Genomic DNA, 26,444 nt, shown 5'->3' with positions numbered 1-26,444 from the left:
TGGTTATTTCTGAAAACTGCACTATGAAAATTATGAGAGGCGGGAATCAATTTAAGGTTGTTGTTTGTCCATAGGTTTATTCTTCTAAAACTGTCTTTGAGTATCTATATATACAAAACGGGGTAAAAAATGACGGATTCAATTCAGGCTAGTGAAGCACCAAAACTTGGTGTAGGTAATCTGATTTCCGAGACTTTTTCAATTCTGGGGCGCAACTTTCTAGCTGTGTTGCTTATTGGTTTTGTGCTGACGCTGATCTCCCAGATCATTTCCGGATTTCTGATCGGTTTTGATGTTGCATTGGGTATTGGAGAGCCCAATTTTCAGGACGGGTTTTCAGGTATTTCCTATTTCATTACTTTCCTGCTCAGTGTTATGGTTTACGGCATCATGACGGCAATGATCGTGCGAGTTGCGTATGATTCCAAACTGAACAGACCAGTCCAGCCGATGAATTATATCTCCACGGCACTGGCCGTTGCTATACCAATTTCCATACTGAGTGTCGTGTCCACAATCCTGATGTCCATCGGGATGGTGTTTCTAATTGTGCCGGGTCTTTGGATATATGGAGTGTTTTACGTAATGCCTGCTGCCGTTACAATCGAGCGTGTGGGCTTTGGTGGCCTGGGCCGAAGTGCAAGTCTGACGAAAGACTATCGTTGGCCGATCGTTGGTATGTTCGTATTGCTGCTCATCTGTATGGTGATCGTCAGCCTGATCGCCACTACCGTGGCGGGTTTTGTTGTTACCTTCGGCGGAACAATTGTTGCGCTGATCGTTGTCTCTGCGCTTAATGCTGTCGGCTACAGCTTTTTCAGCATCAATACAGCACTGGTCTATGCTCGTTTGCGGGAAATCAAAGAAGGTATCAGTGTTGACGAGATCGCATCCGTGTTCGAGTGATCGCAGTTCGGAAATCTGAGGTGGATTGCCGGTCGAGTACAGTCCGACTGATGAGATCATCAGTCGGGCTTTTTATTGATCTCTACCTCACAATTCTATGACGAGATGACAGTCAATTCGGCCAGCTGTGTTGTGTGGCTCGCATCATCAAAAATCGTATAGGTGGTTGTCCCGCCACTGGTGCTTGTCGTGTAATTTGCAACAGGATCAGTGAGATTGATGCTGTCACCAGCATCAATCCGCAATGTCAGTTCATTGTCACTGTCTGTTACATTCTGAATATCTGTTGCCGAGATATTCAGATCCGCATCAACGTTGGTGCCCCGGAAATCAATCACTTCCATATCAGTCAGCACATTGAAGAGGCTGGAATTATCGACGGTGCCGGAATTGTCGGCCAATGTCAGCGTATCCGTTCCCGTCCCACCATCCAGTGAGGCTCCAAGATCGAGTGAGACTTCATCCATGAAGAAATCATCATCTCCAGCCTCGCCGAACAGACTATCTGCCCCACCATTGCCAGTGAGACTATCATTGCCCGCACCACCACGCAGAATGTTCACACCACTATCGCCAGTCAGATTGTCTGCATAAATGGAACCAGTCAGGTTCTCGATGTTGTCAAGACTATCACCAACTGCATGCCCTCCGGATGCGGTATCTGCATCCAGATCGATGGTAACGCCTGCATTGGAGGCCGCATAAGAAGCGGTATCGGTGCCTGTTCCGCCATCAAGACTATCGGCCCCTGCGCCACCAATGAGAATATCATCACCGCTACCGCCGAACAGGGTGTTGGCTGCTGATGTCCCGGTCAGGCTATCATTGTGATCGGAGCCGATGACGTTTTCAAACTCGGAAATGGTGTCACCATCGGCATCACCGCCGGACACGGAGTTACCTGACAGATCAACTGTTACCGCAGCATTGGAGCCTACATAGGACAGGGTATCAGTTCCGGTTCCACCATCCAGTATATCAGCGCCATCGCCACCGATGATAGTGTCATTGCCAGCGCCTGCGTCAATATCGTTGATGCCAGCATCACCCGTAATGACATCGTCCTGAGCGGACCCAATGACATTTTCGATATTGGTGAGAGTATCCCCAGCGGCATCACCACCAGAACCTGCAGAGCCGTCCAAGGCGACTGTCACACCGCTGGCCGAAGCAGAATAATCGGCTGTATCAGTTCCACTGCCACCATCAAGACTATCAGCGCCGGTACCGCCAATCAGAGTGTCGTTATCGTCACCACCGCGCAGATCATCATTGCCCGCAGCACCAATCAAGGTGTCAGCTCCGGCATTGCCTTCCAAACGGTTGGCACTGCCATCGCCGGTCAGATTATCGGCCTGTGCGGAACCAGTGAGATTTTCAATATCATTCAGATCATCCCCTTCGGCATCGCCACCAGAGGCGCTATCTGCACCCAAATTGACCGTTACACCAGAAGCAGAGTCTATATAGGAAGCCGTATCGATACCACTACCACCTCGCAGGATATCTGCTCCGATGCCACCGATCAGGGTATCATTGCCATCGCCACCGGAAAGATCATTGGCCTGGCTATTGCCTTTCAAGGTGTCTGCCTGATTAGAACCAATGATATTCTCAATACCTGAGAGACTATCACCTTCTGCATCACCACCTGTATGCGTGTTCGTATCAAGATCGATATTCACACCAACGCTGGATGCTGAATAGTCAGCTGTGTCAGTACCAGATCCACCTTGCAGAATATCTCCGCCACCGAGACCAATAAGGGTGTCATTCCCATCACCACCAGTCAGGGTATTGACGTTACTATCGCCAGTCAGACTATCAGTATAGTCTGTTCCGATAATGGTTTCGATATTAGCGAGTATATCGCCTTGTGCATCGCCTCCAGATCCGACGGTGCCGTCCATGGCAATGGTGATACCAGCAGATGAAGCGGAATAATCGGCAATATCTGTTCCGTCACCACCGTCAAGACTATCCGCACCAGCACCACCGATCAGACGGTCATTGCCATCATCGCCAAAGAGACTATCATCATCCGCTTCACCATAGAGGGTGTCGGCATCATTGCCACCGCGCAAGGTATCACTCCCCGCCCCACCAGAAATGGTATCAGTGCCATCACGCCCTTGCAGAATATTGGCAGTGCCATCACCGGTCAGGTTGTCAGCATGATCAGAACCGGTGATATTTTCGATATTGTCCAGACTATCGCCATTGGCATGGCCACCTGATGCACTATCTGCCTGCAGATTGATGGTCACTCCAGCATTGGACGTTGCGTAGGAAACAGTATCGGAACCAGCACCACCATCGATGCTATCTCCACCTGCGCCACCGTCAATGACATCATCGCCATTACCCGCATTGATGGTCTCGGCTGCAGATGTGCCATTGATGACATCACCAAAGGAAGAGCCGGTAACTGTCTCAACCAATGAGACCCGATCCCCTTCAGCGTGACCACCGCTGGATGCAGTGCCATCAAGGTTCAGCGTGATGCCACCTGTAGAGCTAGAATAGTCAATACTGTCGATGCCGGAACCACCATCAATGGTGTCCGCACCCAGCGAGGAAACAAACTGATCATTGCCATCACGACCTGTAAGTGTGTTGTCCGACCCATTACCGGTCAACACATCATCGAAATCAGAGCCGACAATATTCTCGATATTGGCGAAGGTATCCCCTTGTGCATGGCCACCCACGCCCGCACCACCAGACAGATTGATGGTAACACCTGCATTGGATGTGCGATAATCGATGGTATCCTCGTCCGCTCCCCCGTCCAGGCTGTCAGCACCGGCTCCGCCGATCAAGGTATCGTTGCCATCACCAGCAATGATGGTGTCATCACCATCGCCAGCATCAATCACATCACTGCCACCATGGCCGGTGATTGTATTGGCCTGACTGGTTCCGGTCAGAGTATCACCAGAATTGGACCCCACGACATTTTCAAAGCCGGAAATTACATCACCATTGGCATGACCGCCAGACACGGTATTGTCGGAGAGGTTCACAGTCACCGCAGCGTCAGACAAGACATAAGAGATCGTGTCCGTGCCCGCTCCGCCGCTCAGAGTATCTGCGCCAGCTGCACCCTCAATCACATCATTGCCATCGCCACCCGAGATGGTCTGGCTGCCTGTGATGCCTGTGATGGTGTCATCGTGATCAGACCCGATGACCGTTTCAACACCAGACACCCTATCGCCTTGTGCATGGCCTCCGCTTGCAGCAGTGCCATCAATGGTCAGAGTAATACCAGCATTCGAGCCAGAGTAGTTCACCTCATCGGTGCCAGCTCCGCCTGTGATGGTATCAGCACCTGCTCCCCCAATGATGATGTCATCGCCACCATTACCTGTCAGCACGTTATCCTGATCGTTGCCAGTTAACTGATCAGCCTGTTCAGAGCCAATAATATTCTCAAAACCGGAAATGGTGTCACCTTGGGCGTCACCACCGGAGACGACATTGCTGTCGATATTGACATTCACACCGGCACTGGAAGCTGAATAGTCGATGGTGTCGATACCCAGACCACCTGCCATGGTATCGCTACCTGCATCCCCAAACAGGATATCATCGTCTTCACCACCATCCAGATTGTCATCACCGGTACCACCATGCAGTTCATCATCACCGATGCCTCCTGTTACGGTGTCATTATCACCACCGCCATAGAGGATATCATCTCCATCCTGACCATCGACGATATCGGCATCATCTTCACCATAGATGGTGTCATCATGATCACCGCCACGCAGGGTATCCGTTCCTGCACCACCGCGGATGATGTCACGACCACGAAGACCCTCAATGACGTTGGCCGAGCCGTCACCTGTCAAGGTATCGTGATTATCCGATCCTTTGAGATTTTCGATATTGTTCAGATCATCACCGGATGCATCGCCACCCGAGGCGCTGTCAGCCCCAAGGTTGACCGTCACCGCATCAGTTGAGCTCTCATAGCTTGCTGTATCGATACCTGCTCCGCCGTCAAGGATATCGGCACCGGCGCCGCCTTCCAGCACATCGGCACCATCCCCACCTTCCAGACGGTTGGCCTGATCGCTACCGATGATGCTATCAGCATGAGAAGAGCCGATGATATTTTCGATGGATTGCAAATCATCCTGCAAGGCATCGCCACCATGATGCAGATTGGTGTCCAGATTGATGTTCACACCTGCGGATGAGTTTGCATAGCTGGCGGTATCAATGCCATCACCACCGATCAGATCGTCGCCCCCTGCACCGCCTTCCAGCGTATCATTACCAGAGCCACCTTCCAGACGGTTGTCCTCACCATTCCCTATCAAGGTATCAGCGAAAGCAGACCCAATCACATTCTCGATATTGGAGAGGGTATCCCCTTGCGCATAGCCGCCAGCACCGGTTCCATCGGCCAGATTGACAGTAACCGCTGCATTGGAGGCAGAATAATCAACCACATCTTCATGATTCCCGCCATCCAGAGTATCCGCTCCGGCATCGCCTATCAGGGTATCATCGCCCTCACCACCGCTGAGGTTATCATTGCCTTCGCCACCAGTCAGATGATCCTGCTGATTACCACCCGTAATCGTATCGTTTCCATCCCCACCTGTGATCGTATCAGCGCCATCATCACCGTGCAAAGTATCAGCCCCTGCACCACCGGTAATCGTATCATTACCGCTTCTGGCATAGACAATATTCCCGCTATCATTTGCAGTGATCGTGTCATTGTGGTTGGAACCATGGACACGCTCGATGGAAGTATAGGTGTCGCCTGCAGCATCGCCACCAGACCCCGTACCATCTCGTAGATTGACCGTTACACCCGCTCCAGAATTGTGATATTCGACCGTATCCGTGCCATCACCACCAATCAGCTGATCTGCACCACCACGACCTTCCAGTACGTCGTCACCATCACCACCTTGGAGAATATTGGCACCACTATTTCCTTCCAGATCATCATTGAAATTTGAACCGGTCAAATTCTCGATGCTGGATAACTGATCTCCAGCTGCATGATTGTAGGTGCCTGTCCCGGAAGTCAGACTGACATGGATCAAGCCATCAGAATCTTCGTAACTAACAGTGTCCGTGCCGCTTCCGCCAATCAAATAATCCAGACCATCGCCACCACGTAGAGTGTCGTCCCCTGCTCCACCTTCCAGGCGGTTTGTGTCCGCGTTACCGATCAGAGTATCCGCTTCGCCTGACCCGATAATATTCTCAACATTGGTGAGCGTATCACCCTGTGCATCGCCGCCAATACCGGTCCCGTTATCCAGATCGACAGTCACTGCAAATGTAGAGGAGGAATAATCTGCGGTATCGGTCTTGTCACCACCATCCAGCGTATCTGCACCAGCACCACCAATCAGCGTATCATTCTCATCGCCACCTTCAAGAATATCATCGCCATCACCACCTTCGAGACGATCATCATCATTACCGCCCTGAAGACGGTCATTGTCATCGCCACCCTGCAAGATGTCATCACCAGCCCCACCGATCAGATGATCTTCGCCACCATTGCCAACCAGCGTATCATTGCCCCAGAACCCATCGAGCTTGTTAGCATTGTCATCGCCCGTGATATGATCGGCATAGCGCGAGCCATGGATGTCCTCGATCGAGTTCAGTGTATCACCAAGTGCATCTCCGGATGTACCGGTATTGGACAACAAGCTTACGGTTACACCAGTGTCAGACCAACGATAGTACGCTTCATCAGTACCATCGCCGCCGATCAATTGGTCCGCGCCACCAAGACCTTCAAGCGTATCATCGCCTGCACCGCCACGAAAAATCTCGGCACCATCGGTTCCCTGAATGTGATCATTATAATCTGTGGCGATCACCTCTTCGATACCGGAGAGATTATCCCCTGCAGCGTGGCCACCCGTACTGTCCGATCCATCCATCACGATGGTGATACGTGCATCCGATGCGGAGTAATCAGCGATATCGTGCCCGCCGTCACCACGAAGGGTATCACTGCCAACACCGCCAATCAGGGTATCATCGCCAGATCCACCACTAAGATGATCAGATCCGTCGCCGCCTTCCAATCGGTCATCATCATTACCACCATAGAGGGTATCGTTACTACTTCCGCCTTGGAGGAGATCTTCCCCTGCTTCACCATAAAGGACATCCGTTCCACCAAGACCGACAAGCGTATCATCACCCGCACCACCATAGAGATAATTGCCACCTGCAGAACCGGTCAGACTGTCATTGAAATTGGTTCCGCGTGCCCATTCGATTGATGTGATGGTATCACCCTGAGCATGACCACCTGAAACAATATTGTCGGTCAGATTTATAGTCACTGCCGCGTCAGACGCCGAATAGTCGACCAAGTCAGTTCCGCTTCCACCATCCAAATGATCAGAGCCCAGACCACCATAGAGAATGTCGTCACCACCTGCACCAGAAAGCGTGTTGTCGTTATTGTCGCCACTTAGATAATCCCGATAACCGGAACCCAACACATTCTCGACATTCGTGATCACATCGCCATTGGCATCACCGCCACTATGAACACCAGTTTCCAGATTGATCGTCACGCCATTATCGGATGTGGCATAACGAACCGTATCGATACCATCACCACCGTCGATGGTATCTCCAGATCCAGCTCCTTCCAAGATATCGTTCCCGTCACCACCAATGATCGTGTTCACCAGCATGTCGCCGGTCAGATCATCGGCAAAGGCTGAACCTGTCAGGTTTTCGACTTCGAGATAGGTATCCCCTTGAGCATGACCACCTGTCGCAGTGTTTGTGTCAAAGTTGACCGTCACGCCCGCATCTGAGGAACTGTAATCTGCAATGTCAATGCCGGAATTGCCTTGCAGAACATCGGCACCCGCACCACCGATCAAGGTATCGGCGTTGTCGCCACCGATCAGCGTATCATCACCATCTTCACCACGAAGGGTATCATCCCCTTCGCCCCCGCGCAGAGTATCGCCTTCTGCACCACCGCGCAGCTCATCATCACCTGCATCTCCATAAAGGATGTCGACACCTGCATTGCCAATCAGCGTATCATTTCCATCCGCGCCGCGCAGGGTATGGCCTGCAGCACCAGTCCGAAGGGTATCGTCATGGCTGGAGCCTTGAATTTCTTCGATATTGAGAAGAGTATCTCCAGCGGCATCACCACCGGAGCCGGTTGTTCCGTCCAAGCCAACGTTAACCGCTGCGGAAGAGGCGCTGTAGTTCGCGATATCGGTACCATCCCCACCGTCCAGTACATCGGCCCCGCCAAGGCCAGCCAGGGTATCATTCTGATCACCCGCCATCAATCGGTTGGCTTCACCATCACCTGTCAGACTATCGATATGATCGGTACCGATGACATTCTCAACACCCGTCATCTGATCGCCAGTCGCATCGCCACCAACGTTCAGGCCGCTGTCAAGATTGATGGTCACACCTGCAGCAGAACCAGAATAATCAACGGTATCAATTCCCGCACCACCAATCAAACGGTCACCACCATCGCCACCAATCAATGTATCATCGCCCAAGCCACCATCAAGACGGTTCTCGTTCGCATCCCCTGTCAGATGATCATTCTGATTGGAGCCGGTGATATTCTCAATCGTGGTATAGGTATCGCCTTGAGCATCGGACCCCGCACCGGTATTGTCTGCCAGACTAACTGTAACAGCACCAGTTGCAGTTGAGTAATCCGCAGTGTCTTCCCCGGCGCCTCCGATCAAGGTGTCAGCACCACCACCACCGCGCAGAACATCGTCATTCTGGCCACCATCCAGTGTGTCATTTGCCGTACCACCGATGAGCGTGTCTTCACCTGCGCGACCTTCCAAACGACTACCGGAATTTGTTGCTGTCAGATTATCAGCAAAAGAGGAGCCGACCAGAACCTCGATGCTATCGAATGTATCGCCCGTCGCATCGCCGCCGCTTGCGCTGTTGGCTTCCAGATCAACAGTCACACCAACGAGTGACTGCTGGTAGCTGACGGTATCGGTATCGTCCCCACCAACAAAGGCGTCGGCTCCACCACGTCCTTCGAAGCTATCGTTGCCAGATCCACCGACAAAACGCTCATTCGCGGCGGTACCAGTCACAGTATCATTGAAGTTGGAACCAATGACGGTTTCGATATTGATGACCGTATCACCTTGAGCATGACCACCGCTGGCGATTGTACCATCCAGAATCAGATTGATCGCAGCATTTGAAGCGGAGTAATCGACGATATCTGTTCCAGCTTCACCGTCCAGAGCATCAGCGCCTTCGCCACCGATGAGGGTGTCATTCCCGCTTCCACCTTTGATGACGTTATCGCCAGTATCTCCTTCCAAAGTATCGTCAAAGCTGGATCCTTGCAGATTTTCAATATCTGTCAGAGTATCGCCAGCAGCGTCGCCACCGGATACAACACCTGTACGCAGATTGACATTAACGCCTTGGCCAGACCCTTCATAGGACGCAGTATCGATACCAGCGCCGCCTTGAAGATCATCAGCACCGACGCCACCAATCAGGACATCATTCTCGGTGCCACCGATCAGAACATCATTACCACTTCCGCCAGAGAGACGATCTTCACCTGCACCACCTTCCAGGCGGTTGGCCTGATTGTTTCCTGACAATGTATCATTGGAACCGGATCCGATGACATTTTCGATACCTGACAGGCTATCGCCATTGGCGTCGCCACCTGTCCCCGTTCCACCATCAAGATCCACATCCACTGCACCGCTGGAAGCAGAATAATCGGCAGTATCAGTTCCTGCACCACCGATAAGGCTATCTGCCCCCAGACCACCGATCAGAATATCATCACCGGCCCCACCACGCAGGGTATTGACGAAATCATCACCGGTCAGAGTGTCATTGTGATCGGAGCCAGTGACATTCTCAATGGTTTCGAGAGTATCGCCTTCGGCATGACCACCAAGGCCCGTTCCAGCATCCAGGTCAATGGTGACCGCAGCACCCGACAAGGAATAGTCCGCAGTATCCGTCCCGCCACCACCGACCAGTTCGTCAGCGCCACCAAGGCCAGCCAACACATCATCACCACCACGTCCTTCCAGACGGTTGGTGCCAGAACTGCCTGTGATATCGTCATCATTGGCTGAGGCAACCACATTCTCGACTTGCGTGATCACATCACCTTCGGCATCGCTGCCTGTATTTACACCAGTATCCAGATTGACGACAACTTGTCCGGTTGCACCGACATAAGATACCGTATCGGTGCCATCACCACCGGTGATGGTATCAGCACCAACGCCACCGATCAGGGTATCATTGCCATCGCCGCCAAGGAGCGTATCGCCGCCCTCATGACCGAAGAGCGTGTCATTGCCATCGCCGCCTGTCAGCACGTTGGTCAGCGTATCGCCAGACAGACTGTCATTGTTGGCTGAACCGATGATGTTTTCGATCTCGGTCAGGCTATCGCCTTCGGCGTCGCCACCCAGGCCCGTGCCATCCAGCAGGTTGACAGTCACGCCAGCTGCGGAATTGGAATAATCAGCGACATCAATACCAGAGCCACCAGTCAGGCTGTCGGCACCGCTGCCGCCTTCCAAGGTGTCCGCCCCGGCACCACCATCCAATGTGTCATTCTCGGCGCCGCCTGAAAGGTCATCAGCGCCAGCTCCGCCAATCAGCACGTTGCGCTGGGTAGACCCGATGATGGTATCATCGTGCGCAGAGCCTGTGGCATTTTCGATGCTGTCGAGACTGTCGCCATCCGCATGGCCGCCAGAAGCAGCACCAGTCTGCAGATTGATACTAATGGCAGCGTCGGATGTATCATAGAGCGCAGTGTCCGAGCCGTCGCCGCCCTGCAGATCGTCACCACCTGCACCACCGCGCAAGATATCGTCTTGCGTACCGCCAGACAGAGTGTCTGCACCTGATCCACCATCCAGAGTGTCGGCCCCTGCACCACCTGTCAGGATATTGTCTGCATTGTCGCCGGTCAGCGTATCAGCTTCACTGGATCCCAGCACATTCTCGATCTCACGCAGCGTATCGCCTTGCGCATGACCGCCGGTACCAGTGCCATCAGCCAGATTGACCGTTACAGCCGCGTTGGACGCAGAATAGTCAGCAAGATCGGAGCCGGCGCCACCAATCAACTCATCGCCACCAATACCGCCAGCGAGCGTGTCATCACCATCGCCACCGGTCAGGATATTGATTTCGCTATTACCGATGAGCGTATCAGCCTGATCGGACCCAAGCACATTCTCAATGGATGTATAGGTATCGCCTTGCGCATCCCCACCAGTACCGGTGCCATCAGCCAGATTGACCGTCACTCCGCTTGCTGAGGCGGAATAGTCCACCAAGTCGGTATTGAGGCCACCATCAAGACTATCAGCGCCTGCACCACCAATCAGCGTATCATCACCAGTTTGGCCAATCAGGGTGTCATCACCCGCTCCACCTATCAGTGTATCATTGCCAATCCCACCATCAAGACGGTTGGCATTTCCATCACCGGTCAGAGTATCAGAATGAGAGGACCCGAGAACATTTTCGATTGTGGCAAGCGTATCGCCATCCGCATCGCCGCCGATGCCTGTGCCATCTGCCAGATTGACATTCACGCCAAGAGAGGAGGCAGAATAATCCACCAAATCGATGCCATCACCACCCGTCAGGCTATCTGCACCAGCGCCACCAACCAGTGTGTCATCATCCGCACCACCATCAAGCGTATCAGCGCCAACGCCCCCATGCAGCACATCATCACCGGCAAGGCCGCTCAATGTGTTTGCGGCGGTGGTACCTCGCAATGTGTCATTGAAAGCAGATCCTGTGGCGCTTTCGATATCGGTCAGAATATCTCCTTGAGCATGTCCACCCGTGGCGCTTCCCGCCTCCAGATTGAGATTGACGGCTGCGTTTGAGGCAGAATAGTCAACAAGATCCGATCCGTCGCCACCATCCAGTTCATCCGCACCAGCAAGGCCGATCAGTGTATCGTTGCCATCTCCGCCTTCCAGCTTGTTGGCACCACCATCACCGGTCAGAGTATCAGCATTTTCTGAGCCTAGCAGGTTTTCGATACCGGTCAGAGTATCGCCTGCTGCGTCGCCACCAGACACCGAACCATCATCCAGATTGACGGTCACACCAGAGGCGGAACTGGAATAATCTGCTGTGTCGATGCCATCGCCACCGGTCAGCACATCGCCATCTGCACCACCTGCGAGAGTGTCATCACCATCGTCACCGATCAGCGTATCGGTTCCCGCACCACCAATCAGACTGTCACGTCCCGCCCCGCCTTCCAGGCGGTTGGCTACATTGTCGCCGGTCAGGGTGTCGTTGCCGTCAGATCCAATGACATTCTCAATGGAGCTCAGTGTATCGCCCTGAGCATGACCACCGGAACCAGAAGATGAGGAAAGATCAACATTCACTGCCGCATTGGACACAGAATAATCGGCCGTATCGACACCATCTCCTCCAGCCAACTCATCAGCCCCATCCAGACCAATGAGGGTATCGTTGCCATCACCTCCAGTGAGCACATTGGCAAAAGTAGACCCCGTCAGGTGATCATTGTTTGCAGAGCCAGTGATGTTTTCAATGCTGGAAAGCGTATCCCCTTGAGCATCGCCCCCGGTTGCGGTGTTATCATTGAGATTGACAGTGACCGCTGCAGCCGAGCTGGAATAATCAGCGGTATCGGTTCCACCGCCGCCTTGCAGATCGTCCGCACCACCGCGACCTTCCAGAATGTCATCACCGGTATTGCCAATCAGGACATTGACGCCAGCATCACCAGACAGGCTATCTGCCTGACCGGAGCCAGTGATATTCTCGATATTGTCCAGATCATCGCCCTGGGCATCACCACCAGACGCGGTATCATTAGCAAGATCGACAGACACGCCAATCGTCGAGGTGGAATAATCGGCAGTATCCAGACCATCACCACCATCCAGATTGTCGCCACCAGTGCCACCAATCAGGGTGTCATTGTCAGCGCCACCATCCAGCGTGTCTGCGCCATCGCCGCCGGTGAGCACATCATTGCCCGCGCCACCGGTCAGCGTATTGGCCATGGTGTCGCCGGTCAAAGTATCGTTAAAGGCAGAGCCCTCGAGATTTTCGATCTCGGTCAGATCATCACCCGTCGCATGGCCACCGGATGCGCTGCGTGCAGCAAGGCTCACATTTACTGCAGCGTCGGAACCGGAATAATCAGCAGTATCCTGCCCGGCACCACCAACCAATTGGTCAGCCCCGGCACCACCAGTCAGGCGATCGTTGCCCGCTTCGCCGCGCAAGACATTGTCTGCTGCTGTGCCTATCAATATATCGCCCTGAGCAGAACCAGTGACATTCTCGATGTCGCTTAACGTATCGCCCTGAGCATCACCACCCAAAGCAGTTCCATCAGACAGATTGACGGTGACCGCGCCAGCAGAACTGGTATAGGAAACCGTATCTGTGCCAGCACCACCTTGCAAATCATCGGCGCCAGCACCACCGGTCAATGTATCACTGCCTGCGCCACCAATCAGTGTATCGTCGCCCACACCACCTGATAGAATATCATTACCATCCAGACCGGTCAGGATGTTGGCTTCATTATCACCGGTCAGGGTATCATTGCTGCTGGACCCGGTCAGGTTCTCAATACTGATCAGCTGATCACCCTGGGCGTGGCCACCTGCACCTGTGCCGCCACCCAGATCGACATTCACCGCGCCACTGGATGTGGAATAATCCGCAGTATCGCTGCCATCGCCACCAACCAGAACATCGCCACCGGCTCCACCACGAAGGGTATCATTGCCATCGGCACCATCCAGGCGGTTGGCATTGAGATCTCCGGTCAGCGTGTCATCATGATCAGAGCCGATCAGGTTTTCGATATTGGTGTGGGTATCGCCTGCAGCATCGCCGCCGGTGCTGGTGCCGCCATCAAGATCGACATTCACTGCGGCGCTGGAGCCAGCATAAGAAGCTGTATCTGTACCCGAGCCACCATCCAATGCATCAGCATCGGCACCGCCGATCAGGACGTCGTCCGCCGCGCCGCCCGAAAGAGTGTCTGTACCTGCCGCACCCGTCAAGGTGTCTTCACCGCCACCGCCAGTCAGCACGTTGGCCGAGGCATTGCCGATCAAAGTATCTTCGAGCGCGGAACCAACAACATTTTCAATGTTGGTCAGCGTATCACCTTCAGCGTCACCGCCGACACCAGCTACACCGGTCAGGTTGACCGTTACCCCGGCTGTAGAAGCTGCATAATTGGCAGTATCCAGCCCTGCACCGCCATCCAGACTGTCAGCGCCAGAGCCACCAATCAACGTATCATTACCATCACCGCCAATCAGTGTATCGGTACTCGCACCGCCAGAAAGGCTGTCAGATCCATCGCCACCCTCGATGCGGTTTGCGCGAGAATCCCCGGTCAGATCATCATCATGATCAGAACCAATGAGGTTCTCAATCGCGGTCAAGGTATCGCCATCAGCATGGCCACCGGCAGCGACATCGGCTTGCAGATCGATTTCCACGGCAGCGTCTGAGGCTGCATAAGATGCCGTATCTGAACCGCTACCACCATCCAGACTATCAGCGCCTGCGCGCCCTTCCAGAACATCATCACCGTCCAGACCGACGATGGCATTATCAGATGCATTACCGATCAGTGTATCGTTGTGATCGGAGCCTTCCAGATTTTCGATGCTGGAGAGCGTATCTCCATCCGCATCGCCACCTGTGGCCGTGCCATCATCCAGATTGACTGTTACACCACTGGCCGAGCTGACATAGGATGTGAAGTCGGTGCCAGATCCACCCTGAAGATCATCTGCACCGGCACCACCGATCAGGATATCATCGTCATCACCACCAATCAGGGTATCCGCACCAAGACCGCCACGCAGCGTATCATTGCCTGCCAGACCTGACAGAATATTGTCAGAGTCGGAGCCTTCCAACGTGTCGTTGTGAGCAGATCCTGACGCATTTTCGATGCTGCTGAGCACATCGCCCTGCGCATCACCGCCACTGCCGGTTCCTGCGTCCAGATCAATCGTCACAGCAGTCGTTGAAGACGCATAGCTTGCCGTGTCGTCGCCGTCCCCACCGATCAGATGGTCAGCGCCAACGCCGCCTTCCAGAGCATCATCCCCGTCACCACCTTCCAAACGGTTGGCTCCCGCATCACCAATCAGAGTATCGTTGTGATCTGACCCTCGAAGATTTTCGATATTGGTGAAGGTATCGCCTTGAGCATCCCCTCCGCTTGCGGAATTGCCGATCAGACTGACACTAACTGCGCTGGCAGACCCTGCATAGGACGCAGTATCGCTGCCAGTTCCACCATCAAGCGCATCGGCACCAGCACCACCAATCAGAATATCGTCACTGGAATCTCCAAACAGCTCATCATCGCCAAGGCCGCCGCTCAGAGTGTCCTCACCCCCGCCGCCACGCAGCTCGTTGTTGCTGTCATTACCGGCCAGATCATCATCAAGAGCAGAGCCAAGAATATTCTCGATGTTTGCGTATGTATCACCCTGAGCATCGCCGCCTGTGCCGCTGTTTGTACCAAGATTGACGGTTACGCCAGCCGTGGAAGTGTTATAGGCGGCGGTATCCTCACCTGCGCCACCATCCAAACTATCGGCGCCAGATCCACCAATCAGGGTGTCATCGCCCTCATCCCCTTCAAGAGTGTCATTCGCACCACCACCTTCTAGGCTATCATTGCCAGCACCACCTTGCAGACGGTTGGCATTGGTGTTCCCCACCAGCGTATCGGCATGGTCCGAGCCAAGCAGGTTCTCAATACCAGAGAGACTATCGCCTGTCGCATGCCCGCCAGCAGTGACTAGTGAGGAAAGATTGACCTGAACTGCTGCGTCCGATCCTTGATAGGATGCTGTATCACTGCCAGTTCCACCGATGATCTCGTCAGCTCCGGCTCCACCGATCAGCACGTCATCTCCTGCACCGCCAGTCAAGCGGTTCACGGCAGTATTACCGATCAATGTGTCATTGTTGGCCGAGCCGATGACATTTTCCAAGTCTGAGAGCGTATCACCATCCGCATCACCACCGGTGCCGGTCTGGTCTTGGAGGTTCACGGTGACAGCTTGTGCCGAACCGGAATAATCAACCGTATCAATATCATCGCCACCAGCAATGATATCTGCGCCTGCACCACCTTCCAGCGTGTCGTTACCAGCACCACCTTGCAACTCATCACCACCATCGCCGCCGCGCAGTGTGTCATCGCCTGCACCACCAGTCAGCACGTTGGCATCATTGGAGCCAATAATGACATCATCACCGGTGGTGCCGATCACATTTTCAATGGTGGCAAATGTATCACCTGCTGCGTCTCCGCTTGACCCCAGTCCGGTATCAAGATTGACATTCACCGCGCCAGCAGAACCTGAATAATCGACGACATCGGTTCCAGCACCACCGACCAGGGTGTCACTTCCCGCTCCACCGATCAGCGTGTCATTGCCTGCACCGCCACGTAGAGTATCACCACCTTCGGCGCCAGACAGATTGTCATCACCATCGCCGCCTTCCAGAATATCCCCATCCGCCGAGCCGATCAGGGTATCGTTATGATCAGACCCGATCACGCCTTCGATATTCTGCAAGGTATCGCCTTGGGCGTGACCGCCCAGGCCGGTACCGTTTGCAAGATTGACGGTTACCGCTGCATTGGAAGCCGAATAATCAGCTTTGTCATTGCCGTCGCCGCCATCCAGAGCATCCGCCCCTTCCAGACCTGCCAAAATATCCGCACCGTCACCGCCATCCAGATCATTGACACCGGAAGAACCGGTAAGTGTATCGCTCTGAGATGAACCAATGAGATTTTCGACGCCAGAGAGCGTATCTCCTTGCGCATCGCCACCGCTGGCGCTGCCATCGGACAGATTGACCGTCACGCCAGACGCAGAACCAGCATAACTGGCCGTATCGATGCCATCCCCGCCCTGAATATCATCGGCTCCGACGCCGCCGACCAAGGTGTCGTTAGCATCTCCGCCGATCAGAACATCATCACCCGCTCCGGCAGTGATGGTGTCATTATCCAGACCACCTTCCAATCGGTTATCAGAATTGTCACCAATCAAGGTATCCGCACTATCAGAACCGATCACATTCTCGATGCTGGAGAGCGTATCCCCTTGAGCATGGCCACCTGAACCGGTTGAATCAGCCAGATTGACAGTCACTGCTGCGTTGGACTGGCTATAGTCAGCCGTATCAGATCCATCACCTCCGACAAGAACATCGGCTCCGGCCATCCCAGCTAGTCGGTCGTCTCCATCGCCGCCTTCCAGACGGTTGGCATTTGCATCGCCGGTCAGAGTATCATCATGTGCGGAGCCAGTCAGATTTTCCAGATCAGCAAATGTATCTCCGGTTGCATCGCCTCCAGAGCCGCTATTATCTGTCAGATTGACTGTAACAGCGGCGGAAGACGAGGAGTAATCCGCTGTATCAACTCCGTCACCGCCCTGCAGGGTGTCACCATCAGCACCGCCAATCAAGATATCGTCACCAGTGCCACCGACCAGTGTATCAGCACCGGCCTGCCCGATCAGGGTATCGTTGCCTGCACCACCATCCAGACGGTTGGCATTTGCACTACCAGTGAGATTATCTGCTTGCCCCGAACCCGTCAGGTTCTCAATATCGCTTAGCGTATCGCCAGTAGCATCACCACTTGAACCACCCGAACCATCCAGACCAACTGTCACGCCCGTGGCAGACGTTGAATAATCCGCCGTATCAACACCATCGCCACCGATGAGCGTATCCGCTCCGGCTCCACCAATCAGGCTGTCATTACCATCGCCGCCTTCCAGACGGTTGGCAAAGATATTTCCGCTGAGGGTATCATCGTGATCAGACCCGACAAGATTTTCAATATCGGTGAGAGTGTCAGCTTCGGCATCGCCACCAACACCATTGCCGGATTGCAGGCTGACATCCACTGCCGCACTGGATCCGGCATAAGACGCCGTATCAACACCAGTTCCGCCTTCCAACGTATCGGCTCCGGCACCACCTTCCAGCAAGTCAGCGCCAGCGCCGCCTTGCAAAGTGTCATCTCCGGCACCGCCGCGCAGCGTGTCGCCGCCGGCACCACCGTCAAGCAAGTTCGCACCGCCAGAGCCGGTCAGTGTGTCAGCATGGGATGAGCCCGTGATATTCTCGATATTGGCAAAGGTATCACCCTGGGCATCGCCACCGGATCCGGTATTGTTGGCCAGATCAATTGTAACGCCTGCACTGGAGCTGGAATAATCAATCCGGTCGGTACCTGCGCCGCCATCCAGATGATCAGCTCCTGCTCCACCAATCAGGTGATCGTCGTCATCACCGCCAAGCAAGGTATCATCCCCTGCTGCCCCTGAAAGAGTATCTGAACCTGCACCGCCATCCAGTCTGTTGGCTTGCGCATTACCTGCCAGATTATCCTGATTGGCAGACCCGACGAGATTTTCGATATCGCTTAACGAGTCGCCCTGGGCATGGCCGCCGGTTCCCAATCCGGTATCAAGGCTAACCTGTACGCCAGTACCAGAGACTGAGTAATCAGCTGTATCGACACCGTCACCACCACGTAAATCGTCACTGCCCACGCCGCCGATCAGCGTATCATTGCCGTCACCTGTCTGGATCAGGTTGGCGCCGCCATCACCGGTTACATGATCGTCGAAATCCGAGCCGGTAACATTTTCAATGTCCTGGAAGGTATCGCCTGTGGCATCGCCACCGCTGGCCGTTGAATTCTGCAAATTGATGGTAACTGCAGTATCAGAACTGGAATAGTCGATGGTGTCTGTACCTGTGCCGCCACGCAAAACATCGGCCCCTGCTCCACCAATCAAGGTATCATTGCCTGCCTGTCCATCCAGAGTGTCGTCGCCAGCTCCTCCGCGCAGCGTATCTTGCCCTGCACCCGCCTCTATCAAGTTGGCTTGATCAGACCCCGTCAAATCGTCGACACTGGACGAGCCTGTCAGATTTTCAATAGATGACAGGCTATCTCCAGTCGCGTCACCGCCACTCGCGGTATTATTCGCAAGATTGATGGTTACGCCAGATGCTGACGACGCATAGCTGGCGGTATCCGTACCATCACCGCCGGTGAGAGTGTCCGCCCCTTCTCCGCCCATCAGGGTGTCGTTACCGTCACCACCAGTCAGCTCATTGTCAAAGCGATCACCACGTATATTGTCATCCTGCGCGGACCCAATGACATTCTCGATTGTGACCAAGGTGTCACCAGCGGCATCCCCATCATTGCCTGTTCCGGCATCCAGATCGATGGTTACACCGACGGAGGATGCTGAATAATCGGCAGTATCAACCCCGGAACCACCTTCCAGATAATCGGCACCTGATCCGCCGATCAATGTGTCAGCACCTGCATCACCATACAGGCGGTCAACTCCTGCGCCACCTTCAAGAACATCGCCCCCTTCGCCACCCCGGAGAGTGTTCGCATTACCATCACCAGTCAGAGTATCGGCTGCCTGCGAACCCGTTACATTCTCAATCGAAATGAAGCTATCGCCCATCGCATCGGAACCGGAGACAGTGCCGTCTTGCAAATTGATGTTCACGCTGCTTGTCGAAGTCGAATAGTCGGCCGTATCAGACCCGGCACCACCATCCAGAATATCGGCGCCAGCTCCTCCAATCAGAGTGTCGTCATCACCACCGCCGATGAGGTGATCATCGCCAACACCACCATCCAGATTGTCATCACCTGCACCACCGGTCAGCTGATTGTTCGATCCATTCCCGACAAAGGCATCATTGCCGACCGAACCAATCAGATTTTCAACTTCCGAGATGGTGTCGCCCTGAGCGTGCCCACCAGATGCAATACCACTATCAAGATTGACATTCACGCCAGTATCAGAGGCGGAATAATCTGCAGTATCGATGCCATCTCCACCGACCAACTCATCCGCGCCGGTACCACCAATCAGGATATCATCACCACCCCGACCATCCAGACGGTTTGCTTCCGTATCCCCTGTCAGCGTATCAGCATGATCAGACCCAATGACATCTTCAATGCCGGAATAGGTATCGCCAGTCGCATCGCCGCCTGTTGCAGTGGAGTCTGCCAAATTGATCTGCACGCCAACGGAAGAACCGGAATAGTCCACGGCGTCATCACCGATGCCACCTTCCATATGGTCGGCACCCGCACCACCTTCCAGCGTATCATTGCCTTCCCCGCCAGATAGAGTGTCGTCACCAGCACCACCGTGAAGCTCATCGGCGCCATCATTGCCTTGCAGGATGTCATTGCCATCCATGCCAGAGATCACATCAGCACCGGCATTGCCGACGATCAAGTTGGCAGATGCATCACCTGTCAGGACATCTGAGTTGGTCGATCCGGTGATATTTTCAATTCCGCTGAAAGTATCGCCTTCTGCGTCGCCACCGCTTGCCGTGCTCTGGTCAAGATTGACCTCCACTCCGGAGAGAGAGGCTGCATAGCTGACAGTATCGACCCCGTCGCCACCGGCCAGGGTGTCACCACCGCCACCACCAACGAGGGTGTCATCACCATCACCGCCCGTCAGTTGGTTGGCCAAGTGATCACCAGTCAGCATATCGTTGTGGGCAGAACCGATGACATTTTCAACCGAGGTCAGACTGTCACCTTCCGCATCGCCCCCAACGCCAGTGCCATCGGATAGGCTTACGGTTACAGCAGCAGAGGAGGCAGAATAGTCGGCAGTATCGAGCCCTGCACCACCTTGCAGATCGTCAGCTCCGGCTCCGCCTATCAGGGTATCATTGCTGGCCCCGCCTTCCAGACGGTCATCGCCAAGACCACCACTTAGGTGATCAGCACCACCGCCACCGATAAGGATGTTGGCTGCATCGGACCCTACCAGGGTATCAGAGTGGGCAGATCCACTGATATTCTCGATTGAGTCCAGCGTATCACCATCGGCATGACCACCGGATACTGCCAAAGTTTGCAAATTGACCGAGACCGCAGCATCGGAACCGGAATAATCTGCTGTATCAGAGCCAGCGCCACCAATCAGCGCATCCGCACCAACGCCGCCCTCGAGTGTATCGTTATCGCTGCCACCTTCCAGACGATCATCACCCTCGCCCCCGATGAGGGTGTCGTCACCCGCGTTGCCGGTCAGGATATTAACCCCGTCAGAGCCGATCAGAGTATCGGCAGATCCAGAGCCGATGACATTTTCCACATCGCTAAGACTGTCACCCTGCGCATGCCCACCTGAACCGGCGCCTGTGCCCAGATTGATCTCAACACCAGCGTTGGAACCGGAATAATCAACGCTATCCACTCCCGCGCCACCATCCAAAACGTCCGAACCGACGCCACCAATCAAAGTATCCGAACCACCACCACCGATCAGCTGGTTGTTCTGATCATCACCAGTAAGAGTATCGTCGAAATCGGAGCCCGTGACATTTTCAACGCCGGAGAATGTATCACCTTCCGCATGCCCTCCTGAGGCCGTTCCATCCGTCAGATTAACGGATACAGCCTGATTGGAGCCGGAATAATCTGCAGTATCAGAGCCAGCACCACCTTCCAATGTGTCTGCACCGAGACCACCTTCCAGAACGTCATTGCCATCTTCTCCGAGAAGAGTATCGTCCCCATCCAGACCATGCAGGCTGTCTTGACCTGAACCACCGGAAATGGTGTTTGCGCTGTTGCTACCGGTCAGGCTGTCGTTGCGGTTGGAACCGATGACATTTTCGATAGAAGAATAGGTATCTCCGTCAGCATCACCGCCCACACCCGTAGAATTTTGCAGATGGATGGTCACACCATCAGCGGAGCCTGAATAGTCAATCGTATCAAGGCCATCGCCACCTTGAAGACTATCGCCACCTTCACCACCTTCGAGGATGTCGTTGCCGTCACCACCAATCAACGTATCCGCACCACCGCGACCGCGAAGGGTATCAGCACCATCGCCGCCGGTTAGCTGATTGGCGGAGCCATTGCCAACCAGAATATCAGAGCCGGCGGTTCCGATCAGATTTTCGATATCGGAGAAGCTATCCCCTTGTGCATCACCACCGGTGGCAATATTGGCATCGAGCTGGATGTTGACCGCACCGAGCGAGCTGGAATAATCAGCTGTATCGACACCTGAATTACCGACCAGATGATCTGCGCCTTCCCCGCCAATCAGGACATCGTCACCCTGACCGCCGCGCAGGATATTGGAATTGGCATCACCTTGCAGCCGGTCATCATGATTGGATCCGGTGACATTTTCGATCTCCTGCAGGGTGTCGCCAGCTGCTTCTCCACCACTTGCCGTCCCATTCAGCAAGTCAATATTAACAGCAGCGGAGGAGCCCGAATAATCCGCAGTATCAGTGCCCAGGCCACCAACAAGCTCATCAGCTCCTGCACCACCGATCAGAATATCGTCCCCTTCGTCCCCGTGCAGACTATCGTCACCATCAGCGCCGGTCAGCGTATCCTGACCTGCATTGCCGTGAAGGACGTTGGCATTTTCATCACCTATCAGGGTATCGCTTCCAGCGGAACCGGTGACATTTTCAATATCGGAGAAGGTATCACTTTCTGCATCGCCGCCTGAAGCGGTCTCATCGGCAAGATTGATACTAACCGCTCCGCTGGATTGGCTATAGTCCAGCGTATCCAGACCAGCGCCACCTTCCAGGACATCAGCACCGATGCCACCAGCGAGATGATCGTTGCCGTCTCCACCGATCAGACGATCATCGCCGATCAGACCTTTGAGGGTATCATTGCCATCACCACCGGTCAGAGTGTTGGCACTGGCATCCCCTTCGAGGGTGTCATCAAAAGCGGATCCTTCGAGATGCTCAATCCCAGTCAGAACATCTCCTTCGGCGTGACCACCCGATCCGCTGGTGGTCTGCAGTGAGACATTGACTCCAGCATTGGAGGCGGAATAATCAGCAATATCAATCCCGGATCCACCAATCAGTCTATCCGCGCCGACTCCACCCGTCAGGCGATCATCACCTGCTCCACCATCAAGTTCATTGGCAACATTATCACCAATCAGTATGTCGTTCTGTGCAGTGCCGATGACATTTTCAATACCAGACAGCGTGTCACCATCAGCATCGCCACCGGTCGCAGTTTGATCAACCAGATTGACCGTCACGGCCTGCGCGGAATCGGAATAATCGACACTATCCTGACCAGAGCCACCAGTCAGAACATCGGCGCCTTGCCCACCAATCAGGACATCGTCGCCCTCATCACCCAGCAGAGTATCGTCGCCGTCGCCGCCCATCAGGCGATCATCCCCGTGGCCACCTTCCAAGCGGTTGCTCTGATCATCGCCTGTCAGATTATCGCTATAGGTGGATCCCAGCAAATTTTCGATTTCCTGCAGATTATCACCATCAGCGCTCCCCCCCGCACCGGATTGAGTGGCCAAATTCACCGTTACCGCAGCATTTGAGCGGCTATAATCGGCAATATCTTCGCCTGCACCACCGACAAGAATATCAGCTCCATCACCCCCATCGAGCGTATCATTTCCCGCTCCACCTTCCAGACGGTTGGTCGCAGAAGATCCAATCAATTCATCGCCATGAGCTGAGCCTGAGAGATTTTCGATCGAGAGATAGGTATCTCCATCTGCATCGCCACCGGAGCCGACCAGTGTACCCAGATTGACGGTAACAGCTTGCGCAGAAGTGGAATAGTCAGCCGTATCGACACCAGTCCCACCTTCAAGGCGGTCACCACCTTCTCTTCCTGTCAAAACATCGTTACCAGCCCCACCAATCAAAGTGTTGGCGGCACTATCTCCCAGCAGATTATCGCTTTGCTCAGAACCAATGATATTTTCGATGTCGGAGAAGGTATCGCCGGTGGCATCCCCGCCAGATGCAGTAGAATTGGCCAGATCAATGGTCACACCGACAGCAGAAGAAGAGTAATCAACAGCATCGATACCATCTCCACCGCGTAGAGTATCCGCGCCACCAGCGCCGCGCAGAGTATCATTGCCATCGCTACCATCGAGAATGTTGGCCTGATCATCACCGATCAAGGTATCACCAAAGGTGGAACCTTCGACATTTTCGATGCCATCATATGTATCGCCTGCGGCATCGCTGCCTGAGCCACTGCCCAAGCCCAGATTGACCGTTACGGCGCTTTGCGCGCCTGCATAGACGGCTGTATCAGAGCCTTCTCCACCAATCAGGACGTCGCCATCCTGACCACCTTCCAGACGGTCATCCCCCGCTCCACCATCGAGACGATCTATGCCTGCACGACCCGAAAGTATATCGTTGCCAGCATTCCCATCGAACCGATTATCTTCTGCATCCCCTACCAGAATATCATCCGCAGTTGTTCCAACCAGACTTTCGATATCGACAAGCACGTCACCGGCCGCTTCACCACCCAGCGCGGTATTTGCGGTCAGGTTGATGTTAATGGACTGATTGGAACCCGAATAGTCTGCGGTGTCAGATCCTTCACCACCTTCAAGGCGATCAGCCCCTGCCTTACCGACAAGAATGTCATCGCCATCGCCCCCCACAAGGATATTATCTTCGCCATCACCAATCAGGGTATCATCATGATCCGACCCGGTCACATCCTCAACATTCGAAATCTGATCGCCTGCAGCATGACCGCCTTGGCCAGTTCCATCTTCCAGATTGATGGTAACGGCTTCGTTCGATGCACTATAGTCAATACGATCCTGACCATCACGGCCATCCAGACGATCGGCCCCAGCTCCCCCGATCAAAGTATTGTCGTCAGCATCCCCAGACAGGGTGTCATCGAAGCGAGACCCCTCCAGTCCCTCAAAGCCGGAGAAGGTATCACCTTTGGCGTAACCACCTGATGCCGTTCCATTTTGCAGATCGACATCCACACCAGCATTGGAAGTCTGATAGGACAGGATATCTGTGCCATCACCACCAGAAAGATTGTCCGCACCGGCCGCTGCGACGACCTTGTCATCTCCATCGCCAGCATTGACGATATTGCCCGGAGGGTTGGAATTCAGAACATAGACAGTATCGCCCGTAACCTCATCTTCATGAACCGCATCATCCGGTGTATTGACCTCCTTGATGCCAAACTTGGCTGTACCAGCAGTTTTGCCGATCTGGCCTTGGCTATTCTTCACCGTATATTCGATATTGAGCGTGAATTCTTCCTGGAACCCGGCGTCGTTGGTCGGTGCACCGTCTTCCGGCAGCTCATATTGCAGTTGGATTTGACTATCCAACGGCTTGTCGGGGTCAATGACCAGGCTGTAATTGCCTGCAGAATCCTCTGTCGCTCCAATCACCGAATAACCGTCGGGCAAACCGGTAACTTTGGCAGATTGAGGTGTCCAGCTATCATCGGGCATGGTAGCAGCAACCTGCAACATACGCGCACTGGTGCCAGATGGCGCGAGAATCGGGCTATCTGCGAAAATTATATCATTGCCCGAAGTTCCGGTGATCGTTTCAACGGCTTGCTGAGCGGGATAAGAAGAATCCGTATCCGCTGGTGGCAACGCAGTCGCCCCATAGATCTGTGTTGTTCCGTCCGAGAGTGTTGTAGTGGTCTGTTCGGTGATACCAAAGAGCTCAATCTCCAACTCAGCTGCACTCAAGTCCAGAATACCTGGATTATCAGTCGAGGCGCTATCGGTATCGGTATCGGTATTGGTGGATGTAGAGGACGAGCTGGAAGAAGCATCTTCATCTGAGTTCTTGTCCGCCAATTGCTCTTCTACAGCACTGCGATCTTCCTCTGCATCGACCTTGTATTTTCCCGGACCAACATTTTGCGACTGATTTTGAACAGTTTGAACCTGAACAACTTCAACGGCTTGCTCTTGCGGGGTTGCTTGTTCCTGCGGCTCTTCCTGCTGCTGGCTGCTCGCAGTCGAGAAGTTCATTTTCTGCGTGACGTCAGAAGCCTTGAATTCACCTACTCTGGATAGCAGATCCTGCGCCGAGCTTTCATAATCTTCGAAGGCGACGGTTGGCGCGACGTCGGACACCGCATGCATACCGAATTCGAGCAGCACGATCTTGCCGCCATCATCGAACTCAATGACAAGATCGACATCAGACAGATAAACGTTGGCATTATCGATGTTGAAACCAAACGCTACCTTGTCATTCTGCTCAACGGAAACAATTTTGGTTTCTCCAGCATCAGGGCGCGAAATTGTACCCGCGCTGTCGCCCGCTTTACTGGCAAGGCTCCCGGTTGAGACAAGAGTGGCATTTTGTTGTTGATCGGCTTTGGTAGCCTCAGTGCTGCTACCATCTTGTGGAGCTTTAATTGCACCTGTGGCTTCGGTATCGACACCCGGACCATCTTCTTGAGGTTGTCCATTCTTTTGCTCATGGACGTCCTCGTGAGCGATTTCCTGACCGTCTTTACCCTTGACACTCTTCTTGCTGTGCCTGGTTTTTTGTCCGTCGCCGTTTGCCAATGCCCTGCACCAAAT

2 protein-coding genes are annotated in these 26,444 nt (G+C 54.0%); one reads left to right on the top strand and one right to left on the bottom strand.

Annotated features, from left to right (window positions below):
- Positions 1 to 129 precede the first annotated feature (129 nt).
- The gene (locus tag CRO57_RS02385; protein WP_097151796.1) at positions 130 to 906 is read left to right on the top strand and encodes a hypothetical protein; all 777 of its coding nucleotides are present in this window, start codon (positions 130 to 132) and stop codon (positions 904 to 906) included.
- 95 nt (positions 907 to 1,001) lie between these two features.
- Here CRO57_RS02385 and CRO57_RS25065 read toward each other — a convergent pair whose 3' ends face one another.
- On the bottom strand, positions 1,002 to 26,429 hold the full coding sequence (locus CRO57_RS25065) for a hypothetical protein (protein ID WP_097151795.1): 25,428 nt from the start codon (positions 26,427 to 26,429) through the stop codon (positions 1,002 to 1,004).
- Between the last annotated feature and the right edge of the window lie 15 nt (positions 26,430 to 26,444).

The organism is Cohaesibacter gelatinilyticus (assembly GCF_900215605.1).
GTDB classification, from domain to species: domain Bacteria; phylum Pseudomonadota; class Alphaproteobacteria; order Rhizobiales; family Cohaesibacteraceae; genus Cohaesibacter; species Cohaesibacter gelatinilyticus.
Note: the sequence above shows the minus strand (reverse complement) of the source record. Positions and strands in the feature narration are given on the sequence as shown.

Excerpts from the sequence above, each read along its gene's own strand:
- CRO57_RS02385 (WP_097151796.1), top strand. The coding sequence starts at position 130 with ATGACGGATTCAATTCAGGCTAGTGAAGCACCAAAACTTGGTGTAGGT.